Source organism: Metabacillus endolithicus (assembly GCF_023078335.1).
Classification (GTDB): domain Bacteria; phylum Bacillota; class Bacilli; order Bacillales; family Bacillaceae; genus Metabacillus; species Metabacillus endolithicus.
On record NZ_CP095550.1, the window covers coordinates 446,452 to 465,443 of the forward strand.

The 18,992-nt window shown below is 35.1% G+C and carries 13 protein-coding genes and 2 pseudogenes; all 15 read right to left on the reverse strand.

Annotation, left to right across the window (positions count from 1 at the left end; translation table 11 throughout):
* Window positions 1–13: 13 nt before the first annotated feature.
* The 15 genes and pseudogenes from MVE64_RS02475 to essC all read right to left on the reverse strand — a co-directional run bounded on the left by MVE64_RS02475 (window position 14) and on the right by essC (window position 18,992).
* Window positions 14–919 carry a hydroxymethylglutaryl-CoA lyase gene (locus MVE64_RS02475; RefSeq protein WP_247343439.1) on the reverse strand — a complete coding sequence of 302 codons (906 nt, stop codon included), beginning with the start codon at window positions 917–919 and terminating at the stop codon, window positions 14–16.
* Window positions 920–934: 15 nt separating this feature from the next.
* Complete coding sequence (locus MVE64_RS02480; protein WP_231307651.1) at window positions 935–1,147, reverse strand: acetyl-CoA carboxylase biotin carboxyl carrier protein subunit; 213 nt, start codon at window positions 1,145–1,147, stop codon at window positions 935–937.
* A gap of 156 nt (window positions 1,148–1,303) precedes the next feature.
* Window positions 1,304–1,738, reverse strand: coding sequence for a YueI family protein (locus MVE64_RS02485; RefSeq protein WP_231307652.1), 435 nt, complete (start codon window positions 1,736–1,738; stop codon window positions 1,304–1,306).
* A gap of 336 nt (window positions 1,739–2,074) precedes the next feature.
* Window positions 2,075–3,045, reverse strand: a pseudogene (locus tag MVE64_RS02490) (ArsA family ATPase).
* Entirely contained in the window at window positions 3,026–3,286 is a 261-nt protein-coding gene (locus MVE64_RS02495; protein WP_379051989.1) for a cory-CC-star protein, read from the reverse strand. Before MVE64_RS02495 ends, MVE64_RS02490 begins: the two are co-directional and overlap by 20 nt.
* Window positions 3,287–3,382: 96 nt before the next feature.
* Window positions 3,383–5,120, reverse strand: a pseudogene (locus MVE64_RS02500) (carbon starvation CstA family protein).
* A gap of 449 nt (window positions 5,121–5,569) precedes the next feature.
* Window positions 5,570–5,797: a hypothetical protein gene (locus tag MVE64_RS02505; protein WP_247343442.1), complete on the reverse strand. Its 228-nt coding sequence runs from the start codon at window positions 5,795–5,797 to the stop codon at window positions 5,570–5,572.
* A 265-nt stretch (window positions 5,798–6,062) separates the two neighbouring features.
* Entirely contained in the window at window positions 6,063–6,539 is a 477-nt protein-coding gene (locus MVE64_RS02510) for a hypothetical protein (RefSeq protein ID WP_247343444.1), read from the reverse strand.
* A 1,381-nt stretch (window positions 6,540–7,920) separates the two neighbouring features.
* Window positions 7,921–8,322, reverse strand: a complete 402-nt coding sequence (locus MVE64_RS02515; RefSeq protein ID WP_247343446.1) for a hypothetical protein — start codon at window positions 8,320–8,322, stop codon at window positions 7,921–7,923.
* A gap of 17 nt (window positions 8,323–8,339) precedes the next feature.
* Window positions 8,340–10,118 carry a T7SS effector LXG polymorphic toxin gene (locus MVE64_RS02520; RefSeq protein ID WP_247343448.1) on the reverse strand — a complete coding sequence of 593 codons (1,779 nt, stop codon included), beginning with the start codon at window positions 10,116–10,118 and terminating at the stop codon, window positions 8,340–8,342.
* Window positions 10,119–10,147: 29 nt separating this feature from the next.
* Window positions 10,148–10,408 carry a DUF5344 family protein gene (locus MVE64_RS02525; RefSeq protein WP_247343451.1) on the reverse strand — a complete coding sequence of 87 codons (261 nt, stop codon included), beginning with the start codon at window positions 10,406–10,408 and terminating at the stop codon, window positions 10,148–10,150.
* Window positions 10,409–10,436: 28 nt separating this feature from the next.
* The gene (locus MVE64_RS02530) at window positions 10,437–10,775 is read right to left on the reverse strand and encodes a YwqH-like family protein (RefSeq protein WP_247343454.1); all 339 of its coding nucleotides are present in this window, start codon (window positions 10,773–10,775) and stop codon (window positions 10,437–10,439) included.
* A 24-nt stretch (window positions 10,776–10,799) separates the two neighbouring features.
* Window positions 10,800–11,291 carry a type VII secretion protein EssA gene (essA, locus tag MVE64_RS02535; RefSeq protein ID WP_247343456.1) on the reverse strand — a complete coding sequence of 164 codons (492 nt, stop codon included), beginning with the start codon at window positions 11,289–11,291 and terminating at the stop codon, window positions 10,800–10,802.
* On the reverse strand, window positions 11,278–14,520 hold the full coding sequence (gene esaA, locus MVE64_RS02540) for a type VII secretion protein EsaA (protein WP_247343458.1): 3,243 nt from the start codon (window positions 14,518–14,520) through the stop codon (window positions 11,278–11,280). Before esaA ends, essA begins: the two co-directional genes overlap by 14 nt.
* A complete protein-coding gene (gene essC, locus MVE64_RS02545; protein WP_247343460.1) occupies window positions 14,520–18,992 on the reverse strand; it encodes a type VII secretion protein EssC in 4,473 nt (1,490 codons plus the stop codon). The genes esaA and essC overlap by 1 nt, the downstream gene beginning before the upstream one ends.

Here is an 18,992-nt window from a genome sequence, read left to right on the forward strand (position 1 = left end):
CAGATTCATAGAGTTATGATTGCATTGCTTGATATACTTGTAGGCTATGACTGGCTAATGACCGTCCGATTTTTTCTTGAATAAATAAAGCAGCATTGTGGATTTTATCCTTAGATATACCTGTTTCTATTTCCATTCCTTCTAACATATATAGTAAATCATCTGTTGCTACATTTCCCGATGCACCCGGTGCATAGGGACACCCTCCAAGGCCTCCTATAGAACTGTCAAATCGAGTAATCCCTAAATTCAAGGAAGCGGTTACATTCGCGAGCGCAGTTCCTCTTGTATCATGAAAATGCATCGCTAGTTTATCCGAATGAAACCTTTTTAACATCTCGGTGGTAATCTCTTGTACTTGTTTGGGAGTAGCAACACCAATTGTATCACCTAAAGATACTTCATAAACTCCCATTTCAAATAACTCTTCACAAATGCGCATTGTTTTTTGTACAGAAACATGACCCTCATATGGACATCCAAAAACAGTTGATATATAGCCTCTAACTGATTTTCCGGAAGATAGAGACTCTTGTACAACATCAGTAAGAATAGTTAAAGTCTCATTTATTGATTTGTTAATGTTTTTTCGATTATGTGTTTCACTTGCAGAAAGAAAGATAGATACTTCATCTATGTTTGCATCAAGTGCCTTTTCAAGACCCTTTTGATTTGGAACAAGTGCAGCATAAGTTACACCTTCAACTCGTTCGATTCCTTTTGCAACAGAGTACGCATCAGCTAAAGCTGGAATCCACTTTGGGTGAACAAATGATGTAATTTCAATATAAGATAATCCTGTATGTGAAAGTTGATTAATCCATTGTATTTTATCTTCAGTTGAAATAAATTTCTTCTCATTTTGTAAGCCATCACGAGGGCCAACTTCCTTAATTGAAACTGATAGTGGCCACTTCACCAAATTTCCTCCTTTCTATTCATATTCAACCAATACATCACCCTCGTTGACAAAATCACCTTCGTTTACATTAATTCTTTTTATCAGTCCACTTTCTTCAGCGCTTATCGGAATTTCCATTTTCATTGATTCTAAAATCACCACATCTTGACCTTCTGCAACGTCTTCCCCAACCTTGACTAGTATTTTCCAAACGCTTCCGGCCATATTTGCTTGTATGTGACTCAAAAGTAATCCCTCCCACCTACTTAATGGCATATTAATGCCTATTACTATCCTATTCGCATAAAAATTCACTTATAATCGGATATTTGAATTTCAATTATTTAGAAAAATCAGTTTTTGTCTACAGTGATGAAAAAAGCCAACACATCATGTATTGGCTTAAAATAATTTCTTAAAAAACTGAACAAGGTGATTTTCATCAGTATCTTGTTCAGGGGTTTGTGAATTCTCTTTTTTTGTTATGTATATATTCTCCTTATCAATAGCATAATCAAAGGCTAAAACAAGTCCTAAATCAGTATCATGCTCTTTATCTGTTGATATAAGATACTTATTCCCAACATTATTTGCAAGCTTAATATAGTCAGACAAATACGTATAATTCATCTTTCCATTGAGAAATAATGTTGCTTCTTTATTTTGTTTCATTAACTCTTCCACTTCAGAATAGGTGCCTTTTTCTCTAACTTGAGATTGTGTTAAGGCAACAACGACTCTTTCTCTTAAGGTGCCAAGAAATTTCCTTCGTTCATCTGGATTGATTTCACGAGGACCAGTGATTCCTTGTTGAATGTATTCGTCTATACGATCCAAACGTTTCCCTCCTTTTTTTCTTTTTATTTAGTGTATCCTATTTTTCTATATAAAAAAAAGATGTGGTTTGGATGATCGATTATTTAGTTTACCATAATATTTTTACGTTAAACTCGTTTGCTGTGTGAAAGACGTTTTATTTGCTACTCAAGATTTTTATAAATTTGGGTGATGAGAGACATTGCACAGGTGTATTACTTTACTTTTGTCGTTCATACCGGCTATGAACGACACTACCCCAGAGCTCCCCTTTTCTTTTGTCGTTCATATCGCTTATGAACGACACCATCCTCGCTCTTCCAGTACTTTTGTCGCTCATCAATCAATCATTCCACTTTATGTTGTTTTTAAATGGTTGTTCAAGAATGTTGCAAAGCTTTTTAAAAGTTCCAAAGAATTAATATCTGTTTCAAACAAAGGGATATAATGCTTATCCTGCTGCGCAAACTCTTTTTCAATCCAGGAAAGGTAATCTTGTTCATTCTGCTTTCTTTTTTCCAAAAGTCTCCATCAACTTCTTGAGATAGAATTTTATTGATAAAAAGAGTGCTAACATGTAAATCATGGTCAGCTAACGTTTTGACAGCTTTAGACGTTTCTATGATTGATAATCGCTCTGGATTTAAAATAAAGATAAAGCCTGTCTTATTCTTGTTTAGAAGGATTTTTCTCACATTCAGAAAACGAATTTTACGTTGTTGAAGAACTTGAAAAACAGGATCTTCGACTGGCTCACCATCATTCAAGAGCTGTGTATAGGTATCATTTCGTTTTTTTCTCCGCTCAAGCATTCCATCAATCCACACGCTCATAAGCTCAGGAAGTGTTAATAATCTTAACGTATGCCCTGTTGGAGCTGTATCAAAGATTATTCGATCATATGCTTCTCCCTCATCAAGGATAATGGAAACAATTCGATCAAATAATGATGCTTCCTCAGCACCTGGGGCCGAACTTGCAGCATCAATCTGCCGGTATACCTCTTGTTGCATATGTGACTTTACAACACCACGTATGTTTTCCTTAACCTTTTTAATATAGTTGCTTGTTTCAATAGATGGGTCAATTTCAAGCGCATCCAAACCCGGATACACTTGAATTGGATCATTTTTAAGAGTTTTGTGAAAAATATCACCAACATTATGTGCTGGATCCGTTGACACTAATAAGGTTTTTTCCCCAAGATTTGCAAGCATTAAGGCGATTGCTGCCGCACTTGTTGATTTTCCAACACCGCCTTTGCCACCAACAAACAAGATTTTTTCTTCCTTAATCATTAGCTTCCCCCTAGCAACATCGTATTCCATCTAATGGAGACTTCTCCATTCCCATTCGCAAGTGCCAATCATGAAATTTTTCAATTATATAAGGATAAAGCTCAAGCGTGTAGTAAAACGCTGGATTTGGAAGACCTAATGTTTCCGATAAACAAAGAAATAAAAACAAATCATCTTCATCTCTAAGTTCTCTTGCTATTTCCGTTCGATGTTGAACAGAGAGAATATCGTCATATAGCTGAAGTATTTTCTTAATGGAGGAAAGTCCTATCACATGTACTCACCTGCTTTTTTCTAATCTAATATTTTCATCTAATAATCTATAACCAACTAGGGAACCCTCAGAAAAGGTTCCCCTATCAACATACTAGTCCTGAATTATTTTATGATCTTTTTTCGTTAATTCTTTTAAAGCTGTTAGCACAATCCAAATCGCAAACACGAGGATAATACTACCGAAGATAAATAATAAAAGATTCATGTCAGTCGATCCTAAGCCTGACCATTCAAACACAACCTGCTGAATCATTGCCCATATTGTCATAAACAGAATAAACACCATTGGAATAAAGGACACAAGATAGTTTCGACCAAGTCGTTTTAACCAGATGGAAATAAGCAGCAAGCTGATTCCTGCTAAAAGCTGGTTGGATGTTCCAAATAAAGGCCAAAGTAGATAGCCACCTGATCCAAATCCGTTTGGTCCCTTTGGTAATAAAACTAAAGCAGCACTTGCAACTACAGCAATTGATGTTGCCACATGTGGTTTTGTTAAAGTATCCAATTTATACTCTGTTCCAAGTTCAGCGATAATGTACCTCATTAATCGAACAGAAGAATCAAGTGTTGTCGCTGCAAAGCTAACTACAATAACAGAAATAATGGTAGCCGCAATATCAGCCGGTATGCCGATTCCAGTAGCCAGCTGTGCTCCGCCTGCAATAAAATTACCAAGTCCTCCACCATTTGCAGCTGCAAATGAACTGTAAGCTTCTTTAAATTCTCCTGCACTTGAAAATACGGTTACGCAGGCAATAATTGAAATTAAAGCTAAAAACCCTTCTCCAACTGCTCCTAAGTAACCAACAAATCGTGCATCTGTTTCTTTATTCAATTGTTTAGATGAAGTTCCAGAGGAAACAAGACCGTGAAAACCTGAAATCGCTCCACATGCTATCGTTATAAATAAAAGTGGAAACCAAGACTTATCTGCAGCATCCGGATTTGTGATCGGTGCTGTAATTTCAGGATTTAAGAATAATAACCCTGCGTACATAATCACTAAACCAACAACTAATTGATGAGAATTAATATAATCCCTTGGCTGTAGCAGTTTCCACACCGGAAGAGTTGAAGCGAAATAGCAATAAATCATTAATATAATAATCCAAATAAAGAAAGCCATTGATACACCATTTAACCCGAAAGCAACACTAGCTTCAGCCCCGCCGAAATATTTTACTAAATCAATTTGTAAGGCAGGTATTTTACTTGTTAAAACTGCTGAACCATACATAACGGCTAAAGCAATAATTGATGGTAAAAGCATACTGCCTTTCTTTTTGTAAACAGCGTAGCCAATCCAGATCGCTAGCGGAATTTCGATAAAGACCGGAATAACACTTGCCGGAAACTTAATAAAGAGATTTGAAATAACCCAAGCAAAAACGGCATTTACCATAAGTACTAAGATGAGAATAATAAAGAGGAATAATAACTTTGCTTTTTTCCCAACTAACTTGTTTGCTAGTGTTCCAACTGACTGCCCTTTGTTACGGACAGATAATACTAGTGTTCCAAAATCATGAACACCTGCAGCAAAAACAGTTCCTAATAGCACCCAAAGCAGTGCAGGAAGCCAGCCCCCAATAAACTGCGATTGCAGGACCTACAATTGGTGCTGCACCAGCAACAGAAGTAAAATGATGACCCCATAAAACAGATTTCTTCGTTGGAACAAAATCAACTCCATCCTGAAATTCATGTGCAGGTGTAACATAGTTAGGATCAAGGCGATAAATTTTTTCTGCAACAAACTTAGAATAATAACGATAACCTAACCAGAATACAACTGTCCCAATTACAGCCAACCAAACAGCATGCATTTCTTTCCCCTCCCACTTTTAATAATCGAAAAAATCACTTCAAGGAAAGTATATGTAAGCGTTATCAATTAAGTATCAACATTTTGAATTTTTTATGGGACATGGGGACAGGTTCATTGTCCCGGAACATTACTATTATCTAATTTCTAAATTTATCAATAAGTTGTGTACGTTTTTATTATCTGTATTGTCAGATACAGTTCAAATTTATTAGAAGAATGATAACTAATAATGTATGTTTCTCGCATTTGTTTTGTCTAAATCTAGGTCAGGACTGATCAAGGAATATTGTGCCTATCACACCTTTATTTATCTTCAAAAAAATCCCGTTATAGAAAAAACAGGATTTTACTAACTCTTATTGTGAACTCTCAGAAAGTTCTTTTTCATTTCGGGGTATGCTTTTACTTTTATAAGAAGTACAAATAGAATAAATGGAAAGCACATTATTAAATTTCCAATAACACTATTGGTCCATAGATAAAAGCTCCTACAATCATAACAAAGGAATAGATGATAGGAATTAAATAGACAAGTAAAAACAGGATGTTCATTATAAGTAATGCTAGGTATTTAGACTTCTCTGTTTTTGTAGCAGCGATGTTCCCCATTTTTTTACACTCTTTTATTTCATCAATTGTTTTTCCAATAATACTAATAAAGAAATTTAACTTCATAGAATTTCTCCTTTATTAAATCGCTATTTTTTAAAAGCGGGTTTATCTATACCCTTACTTAAATGAATAAGCGATAACTGGGTTACCAATTATCGCTTACTAAGCTTTGGTATAATATAAAATTAACGACTATTTTAACACTTTTCTCTCAACTACTTGAAAAGTTTTTGCACCCTCTTCGAGTTTATCAAAACTATCATTTAACCGAGTCTAAATTAGCTCCCCCTAAACAAAACATATCATAAAGATAACATAGTCTCTTAGTTTACCCAAAAAGATACAACCTTTTCAGCTCTTCTATTAGATTAGAATCTCCCTCTACTTTAATTTTATCAATAAGATCATAGAAACGTTCTAAATTAGAACAATAATTAAACATAACTCCAGCAGCAATTTTTAGCCTTCTGGATTCAGTGATGTAAATCTTAGAAGTATCTTCTCCTAAATACAAAACATTATATTTATCTTCCTTTTCCTTTTCTAAAATAATTCTTTTTAGTTTCAGATCAAAAAAGGAGTAATACCGATTACCAAAAGCTTTTTCAAAAATTTCTTGGATTTCTTTTAATGATTGTGTATTCTCGATCTCATCACTAAAATTTGAATGATAATCTCTAACCTCTAGCCTATTTTTTGCATATATATATAAAGCTACAACCGACTTATATTCCTCTAAAAAGGAAGCTTCTTTAAACTCTTTTCCTCTTGATACACTAATAAGATCAAAACAGCTATTTGACATATCAAAAGTCAATTTAGCAAAATTTTCAGGATATGGTCGATTCCTAACGGAGCGATAGAAATAATTCCTTTTTCCCTATTCATAATACAAAATTCTTTTGAGATTAGGTTATAAATGTTGGTAAGGTTCACTACTTTTCACTCCTTCACAGCCATGAAATATCTTTAGGTGATCACAAAATTATGCATTTAGTTAGAATAGAACAAAACGAATCAATACTAAGAAAGTAAGTTGAAAACTGAAGGACACTTGATTCAAATGCATAATGTTTCTAGTTGTGTCCCTAGTTTTAGTAATCATTTAAACTTTGACCATCTTATAAAGAAGTTTGTAGCAGATGTGGAATTGGATGCAGGAGCAATATACCGGCAGGAACTGTAAATCCACTATTCGGTTTTGAAGGTGGAGGAACGTAATTTATAAAGTACTATTATTTATCAAACAAATAGATTCTTGGAATCATGCATCAGTTTTGGTTTAGATTGCTTGAAACAGGAAAGTAAAAACCATATAACCTATAGACCTTCAAAGAACAGTTAATGGAGTATAACTATTCTTTGTTTCTCGTTTAGAGAAATTGATTTATTCTTTCTATTTTCTCTCTCGCCTGCCCATGAGTTGAGATACGTAGTACATTTACCAAACACCAATAAATTTATTTATCTGTTTTGAACAGATTCCCCAACATTACAGATTTTTTTAATTCCAAAACTTCAATTTCATGTTGTGTTACTATTTTCTCATAATAGTATTTATCTGTTCGTTCGAATCCATTTTGCTTTGCAAGTTCTGCGTTAGTAGTTCCTAGCCTAAATTGTGATCCTGCAGCATTAAAACTTAAATTGAATATATTTCCTTTTTGTCTTGCTTTGTAATCAACTTCAAAAATTTCGTCAATCTCTTCTTTCTTAACTTCCTTAATATACAGGCTGGGGAGATTGGTACTATCTTTAATATTGACTGAATATAGCTTTTCTTTAAAACCATTGTTTAAATCGGCTAGATCTTCACTTACTAACCTTATATTATCTCCATCAATATTACTATCTCTAAAAATTTTATTTTTATATTCAAATGTTTCTTTTTCCTATTAGAAACTTCACCCGTTCCCTCTACACCATCTTCATTTCCCTTTCCTTCAAGAAGGGGACAGAGGAACAGGTTCATCGTACCGGAACCTCTTTCCTTTTATCCAATTCTAAATTTATATATTAGCAGTATATGTATTTATTATCTTGAAGATTAACAATCGCATATCTATATCCACATTAAGGGATAACTTTTTATCTTCTTACTATTATTTCAATATTAGGTACAATGTTAGTTTTTCAGAAAAAATAAAACCATGAAAGACTACTTAAGTTTTCATGGTTTTTAGAAATTAACGATATCTTAGAATAATTGAACTAACACAACCTTTTTTGTCAAATACAGATTCTACATTGCCCCAAGAATAATGATAAGATTCATTACCTAAAACAGTTAACAACCACTGGTCATGACTTTTTTTCTTTGCAATCTCAACATCTTCTGTCCAATTATTCCAAGAAAGTCCATTAATTACTTCTGATAAATGTACCTCTTTAAGCTTTCCATTATTGAAGAAGAGTGTTAGTAAGAACCTTTTCCCATTTACCTCTTGTGTATCTTTTAATATGTAATTATTATTAACAATTCCTCCCTTGTACAAAGAAGTAGTCATAAAAGTTTCAGGTGTCATTTCTGAGTTTAAAACTATATTTCCATTATCTAATATAATGGAACCGGTTATTTTATCAATCATTCTTAATCTCCCTATTATTAATTAAAATTTGTAAGACGCTGAGAGTGGATTGGTTTAAGAATCCCCTGCTCGATTAATTCGTTTGCATCCGGTACAAACATTTGTGGTAAATTTCCAGGCCCATAATGTGGATTTGCTTTAGTAATTCCAAATGCTGCCGTTAAATCATCATCTACAACATATGCTGTCATTCCTGGTCTATAACCAAATTGGGGGTGCTTTTGCACTTGCAAACCTTCAAACAGGACTGTTGCATCATTCCCGGACCTTTGAATAGCTCGACTTGTAGTGAAGTATTCAGACCCAAATGGTTCTCCCCTGTAGATTACGGTTCCTTTTTTTAGTGTTATATCTCTATATTTATCAATACCAGGATATGCACCTTGCCCTTGCCAACTTCTTGCAATTTCTGAAGGACTAATGTTTTTACTTTTACCCGTACCCTCTACACCATCTTCATTCCCCTTTCGCTTCCCTTCAATAGAACCATTAATTTTCGGCCTATTTTTCAGCAAAACTGAAGAGGCTCCTCCGCCAGCTAATGTAAACACACCAAGACTATTCAACCAGTGCTCCTTAGATAAGGGATCCTCAGGATTGAATGTACCATTGATTATATCTGCAGAACCAAAAGTTAAATAGTTTAAAAAGTCATAGAAAGAGTCTGTAGAGTTATTGTAACGAAGTTTTGCCCCTTCCCAAGTGACTTTCGCTCCATCTAGCCCACCCAGTGTAAGATAATTAGTAAAGTCATATGGAGAATCAAACATTTTATCCGCTCTAGTTTCGAGACCGTGCCAGACGTCTTGACCTATCTCTTTAAAACTATTCAAAGATTTATCAAAGAAATTTAATTCTTCATTTTCCTTTTTTTCTACTTTCTCGGGCGAAACTTTTAATAAACCATACCTCATATATAGTAGCATTGTGTAATTCAATCGTTCATCTTTACTTAGCTGTGATCCCGTTACAGGATCAAATCCATAGATTGCACGAAGTAAATCATTATAACCAGAGAATTCAGCCACATTAAACTCATCATTATTCCAATTGCCTTCATACAATGTATTCGTTTGAATTCCCTGTTCCTCAAGCTCTTTATTTTTCAGTCGTAAGTAGTTATCTGTATGAAACTTCGCTCCTGCTTGAAGCTGATAGATTTCACTAGTACGAAAAGCTTCGGCATTAAAGTTAATAGGTTGTATTTTTACTCCTGTTGATGTAGCATCTTTCAATGCCTGATACAATGATTGTGCATTGTCCTGTTCATACATGGAATACATATACTCATTGAGTAATTCTTGATCGACTCTCTCAACAGCTTCTATCGTTTTTTGCCTTTTCACTCGTGAATCGTCCATGTATGCTTGAAAGTCTGAGGTGGAAAATACTTGTAAGGAAAGTATATCATTTATTTTTTGGAAGATGCTATTTAATTCACTTCGATGTTGATCGACCATATCTTCTGCTTGTCTTTCACTTTTACTTAAATTATCTTCTAAAAAGCTGCTATGTACAATTGTTTCTGCACCTAGCTTATCACTGATTAATTTATAGTTAACTCCATTAAAAAACGCAATCTGACAATCTATTAATTGAAACCAGGCATCCATGACTTCCGTGTGCGCTTTATAAAACCCTTTTATCGCATCAGCACCTTTACCGGTAAATGAATCTAGTTCGACAAGTGCTTGAAACGTTTTTTGTAAGGATTCTAGCTGTGATCGTAGTTTTTCGTAATCATTCGATCTCTTTTCCATCGTATCGACCAATGACTGTGAATCAAGTACCCTCAATTCGTCCACCTCATCTCTTTAAACTCTATTCACCTTGTTATGGCTTCGTCCTGATCTTTCATAGCCGTTATGTTAATTTTAGTATCTGCTACATTTTTTTCTAATTCCTTCATATAATCATTTATTAACCTAATAATATTTTGTTCTCGTTCCTTCCATTCTATTGTATAAGTAAGATAGTTTTCGCCTAACAGAGAGACAGGTACATCCTCAAGCTTTACATTTTCGATTGCTTTTTGAACCTCGTCTAACTTATCCATTACATCTGAATGAATTAGTTGAATTTTCATAAAAAGTCACCCTATCTTAATCTAATATTTAGTCTTCATCATTTTCTAGTGACCACAATAAGGCGTATAGACTTGCTATTTCCGTCTGTAAGGAAGCTATTTTTTCACTTATTGAGCTTTGATAGGTGTCATATTTGGCGGACCCAATCCATTGCATATTGTTATAGGCAAGTTCTCGTTTATCATCATATTCATCTGATCGAACACCCTTCCAGCTAGGTGCTAATTCAGGCTCCTTGATCATTTTGATTTCTTGTAATAAAGATTGCTGTTCTCCCCCAATTTCACCATTGGCTGTTTGGAGTCTAGAAATTTGTTCTTGTAATTCTTGAATTCTGGCACGTATCGCTCCTGCGTATAGCCCCATCCTTTCGCTCCTCCCTATTCAAAGCTATGAACTTTCTATCCTTTTCTTATTTGCTTTACCATATGTAACAAACACAATTGTAAGCATAATTAAGCAAAAGATAATGAAACCAAGAATTAACAGAGATAAGGATGAAGAGGATTTAGAATCCTCTTCTGTTTTCACTACCTTGATTGACTGTGATCCTGAGAATAGGTTTAGCTGCTTTGCTTGGTGGATAATTGTATTTGTGTTTTGATTTTCCTTTTTAAATATCTCTGCATTTATTTCATCAACGTTAAAGATCTTTTTTCGTTTAAACGTTAATATCTTTTGTTCTTCAGGAATTTGATGCTTTTCTTTCGTTAAAGCATCTCCCTCAATAAGGTCTGTATCTTTATTACCCGTTTCTCGTTCGTATTCATTCGGACTTAATTCCTCTATGCTTTCAATATTAGTACTCCCCTTAACAGGAGAAGCAAGGCCTAACGAAAAGAAAATAATAAGCATGAAGGCTATCAACTTACATCGCTTCATTATAATCATCTGTTTCCGCTTGGATTGCATTCAAACTGCGACGTTCCAATAAAATTTGTACAGCTAGAAGGATAAGGAACATAACCGCTAATACACTTATTCCAGGTAAAAATAATGAATCACGACCATACTGGATTGATGTATACACTTTTGACATTGGGTCATTAAAAGTAAAGTTTGGCGTTGTTAGAGATAGTAACGGAACAACATAGAATACAATCATTCCCATTACAGCTATCGCTCCAACTAAACGTTGAATTGTAAAGGACACCAATATAATTCCCGAGCTAACAAGCATTAACATAATGGTAAAGATTGTCCATTCCATTCCTTTTGTCTCATCTAACCCATATATATTCATTCCGTACAAACTAATCACAAAACCGACCGTTAAGTTTAGTAAAACAAACAGTACTGCTTTTAACCAATGCGGTAAAGAATGAAAGAAATGAATCAAAAAGCCAATCATTAAACTTGCTAATAAAACGATGAACATGACAACTACAGGTGGAACGATTTTTTCTTGCTTTTGCACAGTCTCACCTGCTGTTAACTGAAGAGGACTTGCTAAAAATTCATACACATGACCATTTGTTTGTCCATCCACAAAAGCATTTCCTAGTACGCTAAACACATCATCTCGGATAAGCTCAGTTGAAACGACATTTGCATTCCATTTATCATTTAAAAGATCTGCATTTGCTTGAACTTTATTGACTTGCTGTTGCAGGTTATTGGTATAGTCAACTATTATATCCTGACTATTTTTAGCAGAGTTTATCCATTGATAAATAGATTGTATTTTCCCAGCCATTTGTACCTGATTCGAGACAAGGTCACTACTAGTTTTACTGTTAGCTAATACAGGTGCTTCTGATATACTTTCCAGTTCTCCTAGCATTATTTGCTCCAGAATCGCTTCTGCTCCATCACCTATAGAGGTTAAATCATTCATTAAATCTTCGTGATTTTCTTGTATCGCTCCTTGATATTGAGCAGCAAAGACTGCGAATGCATCCTCTAAAGCTACTAACCCATCCTTTGTAGTAGGTAAATGATGCTCCATCTTTTCCCAGATATCTGTATTTGAGTCTGGTACCTTAAGAATCTCTTCAAGCTCACTTACTAATTCTTCATTCTCAAGAACTTCCTTTTTAATATCTTTATCCAGAGTATTACCAGTCAAGGTCGTCTCATATTGAGATAAGTATGCATAATAATGTAGTAAGTCAATAATATCTCCAGAAACAATTTCATTAGAGAACATTTCCGTCAATACTTCTTTTCTACGATCTGAAAGTAAAGATGAACTCAAGATTTCTTGTTCTTTTTTATTAATTTCATCAATTATGATCAAAATATCATCCGTCACCTGTGCAATTTGAATTCTTAGCTGCTTATTTATCTCTATTAAATCGTCTTTATAGCTAGATAATTCGTTATATTTCTCCGTCATTACCTCAAAGCGTTTCAATAACTTATCGTTTGCCGCAGCTAAACTTTTTACCTCTTTTTCCAAAGAATCAGTTTCGGGTTTTTCGGCAATCTTTTTATTAAGGTTGTTAATTTGACTACTTAAATCATCCATTTCTGTTAATAGTTGATCCTGATCTTCATTTTCCACCATTTTAATGGATTTTTTCACTTCATCTATTCGACTAGAGACATTTGCTAATGATTTCTGACTTACGAGAATTTCATCTTGGTTTGTAGTATCATCCCCTGATGTTGGAGGTTGTGAACCTACATTTCCTGAATTTGGTGAAGTTTTATTATCTTCCTCATTATTAGGATCATGCGAACTTAAAGCCCCACTTTCATTTCCAACCTCAGACTGATTTTCTGTCCCAGCCTTGTCTTCAGACTCAGGCAAGTCTTTTGCTGCATCTTCATTATCTCCGGACTCCTGTGAATCTACTGCCGCACCATTGCTTTCGGGACTTTCCGAATCTGCTGCCCCATCATTTCCTTCGAGATTCTGCGGTTCAGCTGTCTCATCATTTCCTACTGGATTCGTCGGGTCTTCTTCCCCACCAATTTCTCCAGGATTCTCCGGGTCTTCATCATTTCCTCCGCCTCCTCCATAAGTAGGTGGTGGTGGCGTGTCTGGAATATCTGGTATGATTGGATCTCCTTCTAATCCCGCTAATTTCCATTTCAATTCAATTATTTTCGTTTGAAAATGATTTAAGGAAACAGTATTAATCAATTGCTTTTGATAGTGATCTAGAAGACTTGAGTGATAGTTTAGCAGTGATTGCTTCTGGTTATTGGTAAAGCTATTTTGTTGCTCCTGCATTGTTTGGAACAATTGTTGTCCCTCTTCCATTCCTTGCTCTATTTCAGTCATTTGCCTTAAAAGCTGCAGCTGATTTTTGTTAAATAGTTGTTCTGTTTTTTGTAGGCGTGGTTGTTGCATTTGTGTTATCTTATTAATTTTCAACTTTGATTCTGTCTGTATTTGTGCTAATAGCTGCTGCTGTCCTTTTTGGTAGGCTTTATACTTTTCCACACCCTGAATAAAGTTAGACAAATTCTGCGTGAATCCATTTAGAACATCTTCTTGTCCATCTGACTCTTGGTTTACGTCTTGAATCGAGCTTTGTAAACTAACAAGAAGTGATTGTTGACCATCTAGTTGCTCCGCCAAACTCTTAGAGCTAGGCTTGTAAAAAGCGTGCATCGTTTCTTGGAAATCTCGTTCTTTTTGTAAAATCTGATCAAATTCCTCACGAACAGAATTTAAGTCGGTCGCGATAAAGTTCCAGTAGAGCGAAGACAAATTTTTATTCACTCGTTTACTTGCTTGTTCAATCTCTAATAACGCTTTTTCCTGATTCACCGCATTCAATTGTGTTTGTACTTTATAATCAAAGTTTACCTTGCTAGGGTTGTTCTCATCATAAGTCATTGCAGTTTGTGAAAAATCCGATGGAATGTAAACCACGGCATCATACTTTAAATTGCGTAGGCCATTTTCAGCCGAACTCCGACTCACCACATTCCACTTATAATTGGAATCATTTTCAAGAATATTTGTAATCTTACTGCCTAACTCCAGTTTCTCGCCATCTTCTTCCATTCCAATGTCCTCATTGACGATAGCGATAACCTGTGTGGCATTTTCTTTGATCTTAAAAGGCTCTTTCCCGATTGCCTGAAAAAAGACAAATGGAGCCAGAATAATGAAAATCGTTATAATGATTAGCTTCCACAAGCCGCTCTTCATTACGTATGCACCTTCCTTTCGGTTAACATAAGTGGAATTTGAATTTTCGTATCCTTTCCATTCGCAACATAATATCCAAAGCCTGGTTGAATTTCTTGTTCCTTTCGAACATAAGGGAGATTAAATAAGGTTTGGTCTGTTTTTTTCATTAAAACAATACCTTGTTGAACCTGCTTCACTTCAGCTGTTAATGGTTCAAATCCTCGAGATAAATCGTTATTAGAACCAGCAACAACAATATGGAAGCCTAAGTGTCCAAAGCTTGTCATATACCGAACGAGTTGATCTTGTGTCTTTTTATCAATCGTTTGTAAAAATCTTGCATAACCATCAATAAACAGATAAATTGACTCATACTGAACGGTGTTAATTCCTTGCTCAAGCATAAGCTGTTGCTCTCTAGCTCTTTCATGTAAGGTATCATCGAGTGAATCTAACCAGTTTTTAATAGAATCATTAGTAGTTAGATAGACAACTTGCTCCTTATCTCTGTAATCAATTAAACCTTGGTCAATTGAATCAAATATGGCCAATTGTTGGGCACCTTGATCTATTGTGTTATGGAGGAGTACCTTTACTATATTTGTTTTTCCTTTTTGAGATTGGCCAACAATAACACAATGCTTATGCTGTTTAAAATCAACACATACAGGTTGTACAGTCTCTTCGTTTAAGCCGATTGGAGTCACACCTGTTTGTGATTTTTTCATATAAGTCACAAACTGTTTGTAATTTAATTCTGTTGGTAGCATTGGAATTCCAACAGGTTCATCCAAGTCACTGTATTTGTCTTGTAAATGCTGTACTTCTTCTTTCAATAGTCGCAATTGCTCATAATCATCCTTTCCTTCATTGGACAAATAAACTTGTGAAAGATAAGTTTCATCCTTTTTAATCAGGACCCGTCCAGGGATTGGTTCAGGAATAAACGGTACACGCCCAACTATCGAAAATGCTTCGTTATGATCAATTAAATAGTGAACAATTTTCGTTCTTAATGTATTTAATAATGATTGTCTAATTGAATTTATTCTTGTTGCAGATAAAATGATATAAATTCCTAACGATTGTCCGTCTCTGGCAATCTGTTGCACCGTTGTTTCAAAATCAAGCATTTCTTCTTTTACAACATCAAAATTATCGATCGTGATAAATAATAGTGGTAGCTTGTTATCAGACAAATGGTTGTACATTTTTATCGAGCTGACCTCTAATTCCTGAAACAACACCTTTCGATTAGCCATTTCCTCTCGTAATCTACCAACCAATTTCTCTAATTTTCGATCTTCATCCATAATGAAATATTCTGCTGTATGTGGTAATTGTTTTAATGGAAGTAAGCCACCATTTCCAAAATCTAATAGGAAATAGTTTATTTCCTCTGGAGTATATTCGTGTGCCATTCCCATTAAAAGTGTTATTAGTGTTTGCGTTTTTCCATAGCCAGAAGAACCAATCAACCCGATGTTTCCATCCTCCATTAATTCGTAATAATATGGTGATTGAATTTGCTTTTCTGGTTCATCCGTCATAGCCACTAATACACGTGGTGAATTTTCCTTAGCAAGATGATTTGAATGTTTATATAATCGATTTGCTAATGGCTCTAGCCATGGACTTCTTAGCTTCTTAATGCCAAGCTTCTTTTGCGTGCTCTCAATTTTATCCACAATTTGCTCAATTTCTGTCTTCACTGTATTTACTACACTCTGTTCAGTTGCTAGATCAGATAATGGGATCAGTCCCAGGTCAGTTACAATCGCCACCTCATCCTCACTTATCGATGTATCTTCTTGATACGGTGCTCCACTCCATGCTGATTGAAAAAGTTCATATACCTCGTTGTTCCCAACCTGCAAGTACCCTCTACCAGTTATGGTAATACCAGCTGCATCACCATTTTTCAAAATCTCTCGACTGTCCTCAACATTTTGAACTTTTAGCGCTACTCTAAATCTAGCATTACTCAAAATCTGATCATTGATCACCCCACCTGGTTTTTGTGTTGCTAAGATAAGGTGAACACCGAGACTTCTTCCAATACGAGCTGCACTGACTAGCTCCTGAATAAACTCAGGTTCTTCACTTTTCAATTCAGCAAACTCATCTGAAATGATGAATAAATGGGGTAGTGGATCAGCTGTTTTTCCTTCTTTGTACATTCGCGTGTATTGATTTATATGTGTTACTTGATATTCATCAAATAAACGCTGTCTGTGTTTTAATTCACTTTTTATCGAAGCAAGTGCTCGTGTGCTAAAGTTTTTGCTCCCCTCGATATTTGTAATTGTCCCTAACAAATGGGGAATTCCTTTAAATGGTTGAGCCATTCCTCCTCCTTTATAGTCAATTAACAGGAATGACACCTCATGCGGATGAAAATGTACAGCTAGAGATAATATGTAGGTTTGTAAAAATTCACTTTTCCCTGATCCCGTTGTTCCTGCAAGCAAACCATGAGGACCGTGAGCCTTTTCGTGCAAGTTTAATTCAACAAGGTCATTTTTTCCTTTTAAACCAACAGGAACAGCCAATGACTTTGCCGACTCCATCGTTAACCAGTTTTGTGAGATTGGAAGATCCGCTATATCCTTCACCTGAAGCATTTCCAAGAACGATACATGATCTGGGATTGAGTTGGTCATACCAATCTGGTGATTTAGAGTACGCAGCATTCTTGCAAAAGCTTCGTTATTTTTTTGTGTATGTTCATCTAAGCGAAAACTAATTTGCACTGCTTTTTTCTGCTGAATTAATATATCGCCTTCTTCGTCATTAATATAACGAACAAGTGTATGAATATTGTCCGAGAAGCTTTCCTTTACCTCGGCAACGAATACTACAGATATTCCTAAATGAGTATAATCTCCTTCTAAATATTGCATAATCACATGCTCAGAAATTAATTGCTGATCAGTAATAAAAAAGATAAAATGAGGCAAAAATTTCACTTTTCCCTTATCTTCTACCAGGTCACGTTCTCTTATCATTTCATAGATAAAGGTGAGAAGCTGATCCCTGGTTCTTTCGTTATAGATAAACCCTTTTGCAAATGATTGTGGAAATCGAAAGTGTGGAAGCCATTTCATCCACTCCCAATCAACATACTCATCTTCATTAAAAATGAAAATAAAACGAACATCATGGTAGCTATGCTGAAAAGCCAATTGTCCAATTAGTTGATGTAACTCTTTTTTAAGTACAGACCTTTTACCAATTAACCCGATTGCTCCTTCCGAAAGATTGACTGTAATCGGAAGATTATTTAACGAACGATAAGTACTTTCTAGCTTTTGTGACTCTTCTAATAAATCATCCATTTCGCGCTTTGACATATCTGTATTATTATTTGTCATACTAAAACTCGCAGGAACTGTCCCTCTACCAAGTCGAAATTGTAAAAAATCATCACTCTCAATTGTTCTCTCCCATATTCGATCCGAAATATGAGAAGTAAGATATTTCATTCGTTCAAAGCTGGGAAAGTGAAATTCTAAAACCTTCTGCTGCTTTTGAGCTAATTGCTCTAACTCTTCCCGTTTTGTTACAAGGTATTGCTTGTAAATTCTTCTACGACGCTGTTCATTTTGTTTATGGCGTTTTCTATCTTTAACATATTGTGCGGTTGAAGTTAGTAAAGTTGTTAGAAACATCACAATCGATACAACGATAAAAATTCCTCTTGGAACAAAAATCGTTATGAATGTCATCGCGATGAGCATTGTTAACGGAGGAAGGATAATAAGCCACAAACCACGACGGTTATCTTCTACTTCCTGTGAGGGGAAAGACAACTGCACTTTATCATCAGGAAGATCATAAATCATTCGAGGTGTCCGTCGATAAATGGGATAACGCTTTTGCATTTCTGATTGAGGCATATCTATGATAGGCAAGCTACACTCAAATTTCTCAAGGTACTTTACTTGTATCGTATCCTCAGCAATAAAAGTAATTTGCATAAAATCCCAAAGAATAGTATCTCCCTTTTTAATAAAAGAACATTCCTTTTGCTGATGACCATTCACATATAATCTAGTTTTCAATGCTTTTATATTCCACTTTGTATGTTGTTTATATAAAGTGAATTCTTCAACATCAGATTGGGAATGTATCCCCTTCACTAAATCACCAGTTTGTGGAGCAATCGTAAACAGACACTCATCTTTATGACCAATATAAAATGTACTCTCGAAAGAAAATTCCGTTGTTATCATTATTTTTAATGAATGGTCCCCTAGGAAAACCTGTTGTTCTTGATTAAGCTTAATATTAATCTCTAATTCATTATCTATCTTTATACGAGCAGCACTTTCCTCTACCCATACTAAAATAGTGTCCTCCACCTCTTTTACACTTGATATTGTCAACGTATCAGAAAGACTAGTACCAATCGTAACCGGTTCTTTGCTTCCTTGTTCTACTAAAATAGATTGATAGGTGTTCTGATAAAATATCCAAAGTCGAATCAA

Excerpts from the sequence above, each read along its gene's own strand:
- MVE64_RS02505 (WP_247343442.1), bottom strand. The coding sequence starts at position 5,797 with ATGAAGTTAAATTTCTTTATTAGTATTATTGGAAAAACAATTGATGAA.
- MVE64_RS02510 (WP_247343444.1), bottom strand. The coding sequence starts at position 6,539 with ATGTCAAATAGCTGTTTTGATCTTATTAGTGTATCAAGAGGAAAAGAG.
- MVE64_RS02515 (WP_247343446.1), bottom strand. The coding sequence starts at position 8,322 with ATGATTGATAAAATAACCGGTTCCATTATATTAGATAATGGAAATATA.
- MVE64_RS02525 (WP_247343451.1), bottom strand. The coding sequence starts at position 10,408 with ATGAAAATTCAACTAATTCATTCAGATGTAATGGATAAGTTAGACGAG.
- MVE64_RS02530 (WP_247343454.1), bottom strand. The coding sequence starts at position 10,775 with ATGGGGCTATACGCAGGAGCGATACGTGCCAGAATTCAAGAATTACAA.
- essA (WP_247343456.1), bottom strand. The coding sequence starts at position 11,291 with ATGAAGCGATGTAAGTTGATAGCCTTCATGCTTATTATTTTCTTTTCG.
- esaA (WP_247343458.1), bottom strand. The coding sequence starts at position 14,520 with ATGAAGAGCGGCTTGTGGAAGCTAATCATTATAACGATTTTCATTATT.